Below are 11977 nucleotides of genomic sequence, written 5' to 3' on the forward strand. Positions count from 1 at the left end.
GCGTTTCTTCATGTACTACAACCGCACCAGGCTCCACAGCTACAACAACTACCTGTCGCCAATAGCTATGGAGCAAAAAGCGGCATAAGCACCGTAAACGGTGTCCGGGATTGCTTGACCAGTTCAGGCTTGCCCGCGATGGCAGTCTGACAAACACCGCATGATGTCGGATGTAGGAAGCAGGCTACGTCGCCTTGCGCCTTTGCCTACAACTACGTCAGAATCCGCCGGCTTGTGCGGTTTGGACACGTCCGGTAGCTTGATTTCCGTCACTGCTCATCAGTGATCGGGTTTCGCAGCCCGGGTCAATCAAGGCGCTCAGCGCTACCGTTACGTTCAGTTGGCGTTTTTTACGTCCGCGGCATTTCGTTATGGCGGCTGTGCGCGGGAGATCTTCGGGTCTGCCGGGTTCCTTGATTCCCGGTCTGCGAACCTGCGTACAGCTGCCACCTCCCTCGTTTCGCAGCGAACAGTGGCGGCTCCATTAATCAAGGAGCTTCACCATGTTCAAACCCACGCCCAACCCCCCGCAGCCAGACCAAGAGCACACTGAATCTGACGATTCAGCCCAGCAAAACTACCTCAACTTCAGCGCCCTTAAACACGCTGAAACCCCCTACAAACCCGAAAGCATGTTCATGATCGCCCCTGACATCGCCACCGAAACCTTGCTGGCCCACGCCTGCGAATCCCTGGCATCGGCGAATGTGATGGCCAATTACCTGGCAGGCTTTATCACTGGCCCGTATCGCAACGCCCTGTTGGGAATAGCGCAGATCATCATGCTGGCCGAATTGGCGGTAAACCGTGCGCTGGATAACATCGAACCTCAGGAGTAGCGACGAATCGACGGTCGCTGGTTATTGAGTTTCCCGGTGTTGCAGCGGCCATACTCCGGGTAGAACTCGCCATTGGGTTGGTTTAGTTTTCCCGATTCGTTTCAACGAACAGGGAGTTTCCATGCTGAAAACAACTATCAATCCATCGACCGTTTTTGATTCTCTTCAATACGGATTCAGCCAGGCCGTGGAAGTCACTGGTGGGCGGCGGGTGCTGCTGTCTGGTCAGGTGGGGGTCGATGAGTTCGAGCGCACGGTTGCGCCCGGGCTGTACGAGCAGACGGTCAAAGCTTTCCAGAATATCGAGAGCATTTTGAATGAGGCCGGTGGGAATCTGGCGCATGTGGTCATGATGCGGATTTACGTCGCGGAGTCTGCCAGGGATGAGCAGGACCAGATAACCCGCGTCCTGCTGGAACGGTTTTCGGGTAAGCCGCCTGCGTCTTCGTGGGTCATTGTCAGTGGGCTTTCTTTGCCGGAGTGGTTGATCGAGATTGAGGTGGAGGCGGTTTTGCCTTGATGGTCGCAGAGCCCTGAGAAGACCGTGTCATCGTTCATCGCGGGCAAGCCTTGCTCCCACATACTTAGCACAGCAGACATTGGCCCCACAGGCCTTGCTCCAACAGACCTTCCCCCTGCAGTTTGGGGGGAGCTCCAGTTAAAGTGCACACCCACAAAAAAGGCGACCTCAGGTCGCCTTTTTCATTACCGCTCAGCGATCACTGGCCGCCGTAGATCTGGTCAAAAACCCCACCATCATTGAAGTGGGTTTTTTGCACGGTGCGCCAGTCACCGAAGGTTTTCTCTACCGAAAGAAAATCCACTTTCGGAAAGCGATCGGTGTACTTGGCAAGCACAGCCGGGTCACGCGGGCGCAGGTAGTTCGCCGCCGCGATTTCCTGGCCTTGCGGGGACCACAGGTACTTCAGGTATTCCTCGGCGGCTGCGCGGGTGCCTTTTTTCTCGACGACTTTGTCGACCACAGACACTGGCGGCTCGGCTTCGGCGGAGACGCTGGGGTAAATGACTTCAAACTGGTCGCGACCGAATTCGCGGGCAACCATTTCCGCTTCGTTTTCGAAGGTCACCAGCACGTCGCCGATCTGGTTGGTCATGAAGGTGGTGGTGGCCGCGCGGCCGCCAGTATCGAGCACCGGAGCCTGCTTGAACAGTTTGCCGACGAAGTCCTTGGCTTTGTTCTCGTCACCGCCGTTTTTCAGCACGTAACCCCAGGCCGAGAGGTAGGTGTAGCGACCGTTACCCGAGGTTTTCGGGTTCGGCACTATGACTTGCACGCCTTCCTTGAGCAGGTCGGGCCAGTCTTTCAAGGCTTTCGGGTTGCCCTTGCGGACGATGAACACGGTGGCCGAGGTGAATGGCGCGCTGTTGTTCGGCAGGCGGGTGACCCAGTTGTCCGGGACCAGTTTGCCGTTGTCCGCCAGGGCATTGATGTCGGTGGCCATGTTCATGGTGATCACGTCAGCGGGCAGGCCATCGATCACCGAACGCGCCTGTTTGCTGGAGCCGCCGAAAGACATCTGTACGGTGATGTTTTCGTTGTGCTCGGCTTGCCAGTGCTTCTGGAAGGCAGTGTTGTAGTCCTTGTAGAAATCGCGCATCACGTCGTAGGAAACGTTGAGCAGGGTCGGTGCGGCCTGAGCCATGCCGGTCAGTGCCAGGCCAGCGGCGAGAAGTGAGGCACCAAAGAGTTTTTTCACTGCGCATTCCTTGTTTGGTAGGAGCTGCCGAAGGCTGCGATCTTTTGATCCTGATTTGAGGAAGAAGATCGCAGCCTTCGGCAGCTCCTACGGGGTCATTTTTTCAGGTCCAGTAGGTGTCGGCATCTTACCGCAGCGACTATAACGGCAGCGGCATAGTCCTTTAAAGATTAAAAAGCTCTGTGCTTATTCCAGTTTCTTGAACAGCGCATTGCCGCAGCGCGAGCAGAATGCGGCGCCGTGTTCGTGACTGTTCTTGCGGCACACCGGGCAGTCGTGTTGCAGCTGCTCACCGCGCATGGCGTTGGCCAGTTCTGCGGTAAAAATCCCGGTGGGCACGGCGATGATCGAGTAACCGGTGATCATCACCAGCGACGAAATTACCTGGCCCAGCGGGGTCTTCGGCACGATGTCGCCAAAGCCCACGGTGGTCAGCGTAACGATCGCCCAATAGATGCCTTTGGGGATGCTGGTGAAGCCATGTTCCGGGCCTTCGATCACGTACATCAGCGTGCCAAACACCGTCACCAGGGTGCATACGCTGACCAGGAACACCACGATCTTCTGCTTGCTGCCACGCAGCGCCGACATCAGGTAGTTGGCTTGCTTGAGATAGGGGCTGAGCTTGAGCACGCGGAATATCCGCAACATGCGGATGATGCGGATGATCAGCAGGTACTGCGCGTCGGCGTAATACAGCGCCAGGATGCCGGGCACGATCGCCAGCAAATCCACCAGCCCGTAAAAGCTGAATGCGTAGCGCAACGGCTTGGGGGAGCAGTACAACCGCAAGCCGTACTCGATGGCGAAAATAATCGTAAAGCCCCACTCGATATACGCCAGCACGTTGGCGTAGTTCTGGTGGATCGAGTCGATGCTGTCGAGCATCACAATCACAATGCTGGCGAGGATGATCAACAGCAAAATGCCGTCGAAGCGCCGCCCCGCCTTGGTGTCGCTCTGGAAAACCATGACGTAAAGCTCTTCACGCCAGTTTCTGCTGCTGTCCATGGATACCGCCTGAACCAATGATCAGCGAAGCCTAGGTTGATTCTCCTCCAGAGCGCAAGGCGTATGGGCGACAGCGGCCTTTCCGAGCATTTGCACAACCGTGCGGATCAGCCAGCAGGCGAGGATGAAAGGGGCGGTCAGCGTCGGCAGGCCGATGGCGGCAAACACCGGAGTCAGTATCAGTGCGAATGCAATTCCGAGCAGCGGCAGCCAAGGCTTCTGGTGCAGTGAGTTGCAGGCAAGGGCGGCGAGTACGGCGTTGTAGCCACCCAGGCCGATCAATGCGCTGTAGAAGTCGTGATGCAGCATGCTCCAGCCCATGCCCGCGACAGACGCCAGCATCGCCCAGCAGAAGCCACGACGGTCGGCGATCAGCAAGCCGGCGGCAATCATCGCGCCGGCCAGCGGATGACCGAGGAACATCACCTGGCCCAGGCCTTTGAGTGGAGCGGCGAGGATGTTCTGCGGGCTGATTTCGATCAACTGCGCATTGCTCGAGGGCGTGGCGAAGCACAACAGCAACCAGCCCAGTACCACGAATGGCGCCGTATAGGCTGGCAGGTACTGGCTGAAGCGCACACGTTTGAGCCACTGTTGGGTGAACATCGCACTCAGCCCGCCCGCAGCAATGATCAGCGGTGGCAGCAACGCGGACCAAGGGAAATACAGGCTCAGCAGCAAACCGAGCAGCACGCCGTTGTAGCTGAACAGTCCAGCCTGACGGTCGGCCTTGGCGTAGCCGCGACGTTGCGCGGTAAGCAAGCCGGCGACACCGCCCAGCAGTGCACCGCCGAGCAGGGCAGGCGCGGTGAACAGAATGGCCAACAGGCACAGCAAGCCAAACAGCGGGTGCCGCTGGAGGAAAATCTGGCTGAAGCCGTTGAGCAGGGCAGTCGCCCAATCGGGGCAGTGGGTGTTGAAGTGGTTGGCAGGCATTTTTATTGTGTGTCAGGTGAAATGGGGCGCCTGCATTGCCAGCAGGCTGGCTCCCACACTGAATCTCCGTTCAGCCTTGATGATGTGAACGACACAAAACCAATGTGGGAGCCAGCCTGCTGGCGATGAGGCCGATATAGGCGTTCTAGATCAACGTCTCGATACGCAACGAGTTAGTCGACCCCGGCTGCCCAAACGGCACACCCGCAGTGATCAGCAAGGTGTCGCCGCGCTGGGCCATGCCCTGGGCCTGTGCGATCTCCAGTGCCGTCGAGCACACTTCGTCCACCTGGCGCAGCCGGTCATTGACCACCGAGTGCACACCCCAGGCCACGGTCAAGCGGCGGGCGGCCTGCAGGTTTGGTGTCAGGTTAAGGATGGGCACCGTCGGCCGCTCACGGGCAGCGCGCAGGCTGGAGGCCCCCGACTCGCTGTAGTTGACCAGCACCGCCACCGGAAGCACGTTGCTGATGCGGCGAATCGCGCAGCTGATGGCATCGGACACCGTGGCCTCGGCTTTTGGCCGGCTCACATCCAGTTGCGCCTGGTAGTCCGGACCGTTTTCCACCTGGCGGATGATTTTGCTCATCATCTGCACGGCTTCCAGCGGGTATTCGCCCGAGGCGGTTTCCGCCGAGAGCATCACCGCGTCAGCCCCTTCAGCCACGGCGTTGGCGACATCGGTCACCTCGGCGCGGGTGGGCGCAGGGGAGAAGCGCATCGATTCGAGCATCTGCGTGGCCACTACCACCGGTTTGCCGAGCTCGCGGCAGGTGCTGATGATGTTCTTCTGGATCTGCGGCACGCTTTCGGCGGGCACTTCCACGCCGAGGTCGCCGCGAGCCACCATGATCGCATCGCTCAATTCGGCGATTTCGCGCAACTGGGTGACCGCCGAGGGCTTCTCGATCTTGGCCATCAGGAACGCTTTGTCGCATATCAGTGAGCGTGCTTCGCGGATGTCTTCCGGGCGCTGTACAAACGACAGCGCCACCCAGTCCACGCCCAGCTCCAGGCCGAAACTCAGGTCGCGGCGGTCCTTGGCCGTCAGGGGGCTCAACTCCAGCACCGCTTGCGGTACGTTCACGCCTTTGCGGTCCGACAGCTCGCCGCCATTGAGCACCGTGGTGTCGATGGCGTCGGCGTATTTGGTTACCACCCGCAGGCGCAGCTTGCCGTCATCGAGCAGCAGGTCCATGCCCGGCTCCAGCGCGGCGATGATTTCCGGGTGGGGCAGGTTGACTCGTCGCTCATCACCCGGTGTTGCATCCAGGTCCAGGCGCAGGGCCTGGCCGCGCACCAGCTGCACCTTGCCTTCGGCGAACTTGCCGACCCGCAGCTTGGGGCCTTGCAGGTCCATCAGGATGCCCAGCGGATAGTTGAGCTGGCGCTCGACTTCGCGGATCCACTGGTAGCGCTGAGCATGATCGGCGTGATCGCCATGGCTGAAGTTCAGGCGAAAAATATTGACCCCGGCCTCGACCAGCTCGCGAATGTCGTCAATACCGTCGGTGGCGGGGCCGAGGGTGGCGAGGATTTTAACCTTCTTGTCAGGCGTCATTTTTAGGGCTCTCGAGGATCAGGATGGCGCGGAAATCGTTGACGTTGGTGCGGGTCGGCTCGGTGACAATCAGGGCGTCCAGCGCCTGGAAATAACCGTAGCCGTTATTGTTGTCGAGTTCATCGCTGGCGCTCAGGCCCAGGGCGGTGGCACGGGCGTAGCTGTCGGGCGTCATGATCGCGCCGGCATTGTCTTCGGAACCATCGATGCCATCGGTGTCCCCAGCCAAGGCGTACACCCCAGGCAGGCCCTTGAGGCTGTCGGTCAGGCTGAGGAGAAACTCGGCGTTGCGCCCACCCCGGCCATTGCCACGCACGGTCACGGTGGTTTCGCCGCCGGAAAGGATCACGCAGGGGGCGGGCAGGGGCTGACCATGCAGCACCACTTGCCGCGCAATGCCGGCGTGAACCTTGGCCACTTCCCGGGATTCGCCTTCCAGGTCACCGAGGATGAGCGGGCTGAAACCGGCTTGCCGGGCTTTCACTGCGGCCGCTTCCAGCGACTGTTGAGGCCGGGCGATCAGCTGGAAATGACTGCGGGCCAAGCTCGGGTCGTCAGGTTTTACAGTTTCCGATTCGGGATTTTGCAGCCACTCGCGTACGGACGCCGGAACTTCGATGGCGTAGCGCTTGAGGATCGCCAGGGCTTCGGCGCTGGTGCTTGGGTCGGCCACGGTCGGGCCGGACGCGATGACCGTGGCGAGGTCGCCCGGTACGTCGGAAATGGCGTAGGTGTAAACGGTGGCAGGCCAGCAGGCCTTGCCGAGACGGCCACCCTTGATCGCCGAGAGGTGCTTACGCACACAGTTCATCTCGCCGATGGTGGCGCCGGACTTGAGCAGGGCTTTGTTGATGGACTGCTTGTCAGCCAGGGTAATGCCGGCAGCGGGCAGGGCGAGCAGCGCCGAGCCTCCGCCCGAGAGCAGAAAGATCACGCGGTCGTCTTCGCTCAGGTTGCTGACCAGCTCCAGCACGCGCTTGGCCACGGCCAGGCCGGCGGCATCGGGCACCGGGTGCGCAGCTTCGACCACTTCGATTTTTTCGCAGGGTGCGCCATGGCCGTAACGGGTGACCACCAGGCCGGAGACTTCGCCCTGCCAGCAGCGTTCGACCACTTGAGCCATGGCAGCAGCGGCTTTGCCGGCGCCGATTACGATCACCCGGCCCGTGCGATCACGTGGCAGGTAAGCTTCGAGAACGTGTTGTGGATGGGCCGCGTCGATGGCGGTGGCGAACAGGTCGCGAAGAAATTGTTGCGGATCGACCGACATGGCAGGCTCCCGGAATTCTTGTTATTGGAGGTGGAGCAACTCTGCTCCTTGTGGGAGCCAGCCTGCTGGCGATTCAGGCGCTGAGGTCTAACAGACACACCGCGTTGATTTCATCGCTAGCAGGCGAGCTCCCACAGGGTTTGTGCAGGGTTTATTTATCGCGAATCGAGAAATTCGCCATGTGCTCCAGGCCCTTGATCAGTGCCGAGTGGTCCCAGTTGCTGCCACCGATCGCCGCGCAGGTGCTGAACACTTGCTGGGTGTTGGCGGTGTTCGGCAGGTTGATGCCCAACTCGCGGGCACCGGCCAGGGCCAGGTTCAGGTCCTTCTGGTGCAGGCTGATACGGAAACCCGGATCGAAGGTGCCTTTGATCATACGCTCGCCGTGCACTTCGAGGATCTTGGAGGAAGCAAAACCACCCATCAGCGCTTCACGCACCTTGGCCGGGTCGGCGCCGTTTTTCGAAGCAAACAGCAGCGCTTCGGCCACGGCCTGGATGTTCAGCGCCACGATGATCTGGTTGGCCACTTTCGCGGTCTGCCCATCGCCATTGCCGCCCACCAGGGTGATGTTCTTGCCCATGGCCTGGAACAGCGGCAGTACGCGTTCGAAGGCGTCGGTATCGCCGCCGACCATGATGCTCAGGGTCGCGGCTTTTGCGCCGACTTCACCACCGGACACCGGTGCGTCGAGGTACTGGGCGCCTGTTTCGTTGATCTTGGCGGCGAAGGCCTTGGTCGCGGTCGGCGAGATGGAGCTCATGTCGATGACGATCTTGCCTTTGCCAATACCGGCGGCGACGCCGTCGGCGCGGAACAGCACGTCGTCGACCTGTGGGGTATCGGGCACCATGATGATGATGACTTCAGCTTCCTGGGCGACTTCTTTCGGGTTCGCCAGGGCGATCGCGCCGGCGGCAACCAGGTCAGCAGGCGCGGCGTCGTGGTGTGCCGACAGGAACAGGCTGTGACCGGCTTTTTGCAGGTTCGCCGCCATTGGGTGGCCCATGATGCCGGTGCCGATAAATCCGATTTTAGCCATGAGAAATTCCTCTTGTTTTATGCGGTTCCCTGTAGGAGCTGCCGAAGGCTGCGATCTTTTGATTTTGATTTTGATCTTGATCTTGATCTTCAAAATCAAGATCAAAAGATCGCAGCCTTCGGCAGCTCCTACAGAGATGTCATGTTCGTTTAGATCGCGTTGTGGGTCTTGAGCCAGCCCAGACCGGCTTCAGTGGTGGTCAACGGCTTGTATTCGCAACCCACCCACCCCTGGTAACCGATGCGGTCCAGGTGCTCGAACAGGAAGCGGTAGTTGATCTCACCGGTACCGGGTTCGTTACGCCCCGGGTTGTCGGCCAACTGCACATGGTTGATCTCGCCCAGGTGCGATTGCAGGGTGCGGGCCAGGTCGCCTTCCATGATTTGCATGTGGTAGATGTCGTATTGCAGGAACAGGTTGGCGCTGCCCACTTGTTCGCGAATCGACAGGGCCTGGGCCGTGTTGTTCAGGTAGAAACCCGGAATGTCGCGGGTGTTGATCGCTTCCATGACCAGCTTGATCCCCGCCGCCTGCAGCTTTTCGGCTGCGTACTTGAGGTTGGCGACAAAGGTTTTTTCCACGGTGGCGTCATCCACGCCTTGTGGACGAATGCCCGCCAGGCAGTTGACCTGGGTATTGCCCAGCACTTGCGCGTAGGCAATCGCCAGGTCGACACCGGCGCGGAATTCTTCAACCCGATCCGGCAGGCACGCGATGCCGCGCTCGCCCTTGGCCCAGTCACCGGCCGGCAGGTTGAACAGCACCTGGGTCAGGCCGTTGGCGTCGAGGGTGGCCTTGATCTCGGCCGAGCTGAAATCGTAAGGAAACAGGTACTCGACACCACTGAAACCGGCCTTGGCGGCCGCTTCGAAACGGGCAAGAAAATCCTGTTCGGTGAACAGCATGGACAGGTTGGCTGCGAAACGCGGCATGGTGATCTCCTGTTATAAATTGAGAATGACGGCTCCTACACCGGCGAACCATCAACAATAGTGGATCAGTCGAGCAACGAAATCGCAGTCGGTGCGTCGTTGCCGACCAGCGCCAGGTCTTCGAACTCGTTGACGGCGTTGATCTCGGTACCCATGGAAATGTTGGTCACACGCTCCAGGATAATCTCCACGATCACCGGCACCTTGAACTCTTCGATCAGTTCCTGGGCCTTGCGCAGGGCAGGCTGGATCTGAGCCGGTTCGAACACACGCAGTGCCTTGCAACCCAGGCCTTCGGCGACCGCGACGTGATCGACACCGTAACCGTTGAGTTCCGGAGCGTTGAGGTTATCGAAGGACAGCTGCACGCAGTAGTCCATGTCAAAACCGCGCTGCGCCTGACGGATCAGGCCCAGGTACGAGTTGTTTACCACAACGTGGATGTACGGCAGTTTGAACTGCGCGCCCACGGCCAGTTCTTCGATCATGAACTGGAAATCATAGTCGCCCGACAGTGCCACGACCTTGCGGCTCGGATCTGCCTTGACCACGCCCAGTGCCGCCGGAATGGTCCAGCCCAACGGACCGGCCTGGCCACAGTTGATCCAGTGACGCGGCTTGTACACATGCAGGAACTGCGCGCCGGCAATCTGCGACAGACCGATGGTGCTGACGTAGCAGGTGTCCTTGCCGAACACCTGGTTCATTTCTTCATACACGCGCTGCGGCTTGACCGGCACGTTGTCGAAGTGGGTCTTGCGGTGCAGGCTGGCCTTGCGCTGCTGGCAGTCCTGCAGCCAGGCGCTACGGTTTTTCAGCTTGCCGGCTGCTTGCCATTCGCGAGCGACTTCGATGAACACGGTCAGCGCGGCGGCAGCATCGGAAACGATGCCCAGGTCCGGGGTGAACACGCGGCCGATCTGGGTCGGCTCGATGTCGACGTAAATGAACTTGCGGCCTTCGGTGTAGACGTCGATGGAACCGGTGTGACGGTTGGCCCAACGGTTACCCACGCCCAGCACCAGGTCGGACTTGAGCATCGTGGCGTTGCCGTAGCGGTGCGAGGTCTGCAGTCCGACCATGCCCACCATCAATGGGTGATCGTCCGGAATCGTGCCCCAGCCCATCAGGGTCGGGATAACGGGAATTCCGGTCAGCTCGGCGAACTCCACCAGCAGCTCGGCGGCATCGGCGTTGATGATGCCACCACCGGCGACCAGCAATGGACGCTCAGCCTGGTCGAGCATGGCCAGGGCCTTCTCGATCTGCACGCGGTTAGCGGTCGGCTTGGCCAGTGGCAGTGGTTCGTAGGCGTCGATGTCGAACTCGATTTCGGCCATCTGCACGTCGAACGGCAGGTCAATCAGCACCGGGCCCGGGCGACCGGAGCGCATTTCGTAGAAGGCTTTCTGGAAAGCGTAGGGCACCTGGCCCGGTTCCATCACAGTGGTCGCCCACTTGGTGACCGGCTTGACGATGGCAGTGATGTCCACCGCCTGGAAATCTTCCTTGTGCATACGGGCGCGGGGGGCCTGGCCGGTGATGCAGAGGATTGGAATCGAGTCGGCCGAGGCGCTGTAGAGCCCGGTGACCATGTCCGTACCAGCGGGTCCCGAAGTGCCGATGCACACGCCGATGTTGCCAGCCTTGGTGCGGGTGTAGCCCTCGGCCATGTGCGACGCGCCTTCAACGTGGCGAGCGAGGACGTGATCGATGCCACCGACCTTTTGCAAGGCGGAGTACAGCGGGTTGATCGCGGCGCCCGGGATGCCAAAAGCGGTATCAACCCCTTCACGGCGCATCACCAGAACGGCGGCTTCGATTGCTCTCATTTTGCTCATGGTTTTGTGCCTCTTACGTTTTGTAATTGTATACAAGTGGCTTTGCGCAGAGTTTATTCACGGCGGACGGCGCAGGTCAATCCATTTTCTCAAGCGACTGTTTCATTCGTCGGAAGCCCTTTGTGCTGTGGCTTTTCGTCGCATGTGGCGCTTTTCGATAATTATTGTATACAAAAAAATAACTCATTGTGTTCTATTTGTTGCATCGGGCTGCGGCACTTGCGCGCAGGCCACTGGCTTTCCCTATAACAAAATGAGGACGGCACCATGAGCGCTTTAACCTTGAAAGTTGCAGTCAACTTGGTCAATCAGGCCATTTCGGCAGGGCGTGCAATCTCTGCGGCTCCACTGACCATTGCAGTACTGGATGCCGGCGGGCATTTGATCACCTTGCAACGCGAGGACGGCGCCAGCCTGCTGCGCCCGCAAGTGGCCATCGGCAAGGCCTGGGGCGCAATCGCCCTGGGCAAGGGGTCGCGCCTGCTGGCACTGGACGCACAACAACGCCCGGCATTCATCGCGGCCTTGAACAGTTTGGGGCAGGGCAGCGTGGTGCCGGCACCGGGTGGTGTGTTGATCCGGGATCAGGACGGGAATGTACTGGGAGCGGTGGGGATCAGCGGCGATCTTTCGGATGTTGATGAGCAGTGTGCAATCAGTGCGATCGAGGCGTCGGGGTTGCGGGCGGATGCGGGAGTAGTGGCTTGATCTATGGGTGATTGATACCGCTATCGCCAGCAGGCTGGCTCCCACAGGGGTTTATCTGGAGTGTCAGAGATCAACTGTGTGAGCCAGCCTGCTGGCGATGACGGACATTCAGACACATC

The 11977-nt window shown here is 60.0% G+C and carries 11 protein-coding genes; 3 read left to right on the forward strand and 8 right to left on the reverse strand.

Features of this window, described 5'->3' with window-relative positions; genetic code table 11:
* Positions 1-503 precede the first annotated feature (503 nt).
* Positions 504-839 (forward strand): DUF6124 family protein, encoded by a 336-nt coding sequence (locus IMW75_RS22640; protein WP_205893829.1) that lies wholly within the window; start codon positions 504-506, stop codon positions 837-839.
* 121 nt (positions 840-960) lie between these two features.
* On the forward strand, positions 961-1359 hold the full coding sequence (locus tag IMW75_RS22645) for a RidA family protein (RefSeq protein ID WP_205893830.1): 399 nt from the start codon (positions 961-963) through the stop codon (positions 1357-1359).
* Positions 1360-1558: 199 nt separating this feature from the next.
* Here the strand turns inward: IMW75_RS22645 and IMW75_RS22650 are convergent, their stop codons facing one another.
* From IMW75_RS22650 to gcl, 8 genes are all read right to left on the reverse strand, one after another.
* The gene (locus IMW75_RS22650) at positions 1559-2557 is read right to left on the reverse strand and encodes a sulfate ABC transporter substrate-binding protein (RefSeq protein ID WP_205893831.1); all 999 of its coding nucleotides are present in this window, start codon (positions 2555-2557) and stop codon (positions 1559-1561) included.
* A 186-nt stretch (positions 2558-2743) separates the two neighbouring features.
* Positions 2744-3568, reverse strand: a complete 825-nt coding sequence (locus IMW75_RS22655) for an ion transporter (RefSeq protein WP_045061182.1) — start codon at positions 3566-3568, stop codon at positions 2744-2746.
* Between the two features lie 21 nt (positions 3569-3589).
* The gene (locus IMW75_RS22660) at positions 3590-4504 is read right to left on the reverse strand and encodes an urea transporter (protein ID WP_205893832.1); all 915 of its coding nucleotides are present in this window, start codon (positions 4502-4504) and stop codon (positions 3590-3592) included.
* A gap of 145 nt (positions 4505-4649) precedes the next feature.
* Complete coding sequence (pyk, locus tag IMW75_RS22665; RefSeq protein WP_205893833.1) at positions 4650-6065, reverse strand: pyruvate kinase; 1416 nt, start codon at positions 6063-6065, stop codon at positions 4650-4652.
* Positions 6055-7335, reverse strand: a complete 1281-nt coding sequence (locus tag IMW75_RS22670; RefSeq protein ID WP_045061179.1) for a glycerate kinase type-2 family protein — start codon at positions 7333-7335, stop codon at positions 6055-6057. Before IMW75_RS22670 ends, pyk begins: the two co-directional genes overlap by 11 nt.
* 151 nt (positions 7336-7486) lie before the next feature.
* A complete protein-coding gene (locus IMW75_RS22675; protein WP_045061178.1) occupies positions 7487-8377 on the reverse strand; it encodes a 2-hydroxy-3-oxopropionate reductase in 891 nt (296 codons plus the stop codon).
* A 149-nt stretch (positions 8378-8526) separates the two neighbouring features.
* The gene (gene hyi / locus IMW75_RS22680) at positions 8527-9309 is read right to left on the reverse strand and encodes a hydroxypyruvate isomerase (protein WP_205893834.1); all 783 of its coding nucleotides are present in this window, start codon (positions 9307-9309) and stop codon (positions 8527-8529) included.
* Between the two features lie 65 nt (positions 9310-9374).
* Entirely contained in the window at positions 9375-11150 is a 1776-nt protein-coding gene (gcl, locus tag IMW75_RS22685) for a glyoxylate carboligase (RefSeq protein ID WP_205893835.1), read from the reverse strand.
* Between the two features lie 267 nt (positions 11151-11417).
* Here gcl and IMW75_RS22690 point away from each other — a divergent pair, with 267 nt between their 5' ends.
* Complete coding sequence (locus tag IMW75_RS22690; RefSeq protein ID WP_045057745.1) at positions 11418-11858, forward strand: GlcG/HbpS family heme-binding protein; 441 nt, start codon at positions 11418-11420, stop codon at positions 11856-11858.
* Positions 11859-11977: the final 119 nt, after the last annotated feature.

Origin of the sequence: Pseudomonas gregormendelii, assembly GCF_017114825.1 — a bacterium.
In the GTDB taxonomy this organism is placed as follows: domain Bacteria; phylum Pseudomonadota; class Gammaproteobacteria; order Pseudomonadales; family Pseudomonadaceae; genus Aquipseudomonas; species Aquipseudomonas gregormendelii.

Excerpts from the sequence above, each read along its gene's own strand:
- IMW75_RS22640 (WP_205893829.1), top strand. The coding sequence starts at position 504 with ATGTTCAAACCCACGCCCAACCCCCCGCAGCCAGACCAAGAGCACACT.
- IMW75_RS22645 (WP_205893830.1), top strand. The coding sequence starts at position 961 with ATGCTGAAAACAACTATCAATCCATCGACCGTTTTTGATTCTCTTCAA.
- IMW75_RS22655 (WP_045061182.1), bottom strand. The coding sequence starts at position 3,568 with ATGGACAGCAGCAGAAACTGGCGTGAAGAGCTTTACGTCATGGTTTTC.
- IMW75_RS22660 (WP_205893832.1), bottom strand. The coding sequence starts at position 4,504 with ATGCCTGCCAACCACTTCAACACCCACTGCCCCGATTGGGCGACTGCC.
- pyk (WP_205893833.1), bottom strand. The coding sequence starts at position 6,065 with ATGACGCCTGACAAGAAGGTTAAAATCCTCGCCACCCTCGGCCCCGCC.
- IMW75_RS22670 (WP_045061179.1), bottom strand. The coding sequence starts at position 7,335 with ATGTCGGTCGATCCGCAACAATTTCTTCGCGACCTGTTCGCCACCGCC.
- IMW75_RS22675 (WP_045061178.1), bottom strand. The coding sequence starts at position 8,377 with ATGGCTAAAATCGGATTTATCGGCACCGGCATCATGGGCCACCCAATG.
- hyi (WP_205893834.1), bottom strand. The coding sequence starts at position 9,309 with ATGCCGCGTTTCGCAGCCAACCTGTCCATGCTGTTCACCGAACAGGAT.
- gcl (WP_205893835.1), bottom strand. The coding sequence starts at position 11,150 with ATGAGCAAAATGAGAGCAATCGAAGCCGCCGTTCTGGTGATGCGCCGT.
- IMW75_RS22690 (WP_045057745.1), top strand. The coding sequence starts at position 11,418 with ATGAGCGCTTTAACCTTGAAAGTTGCAGTCAACTTGGTCAATCAGGCC.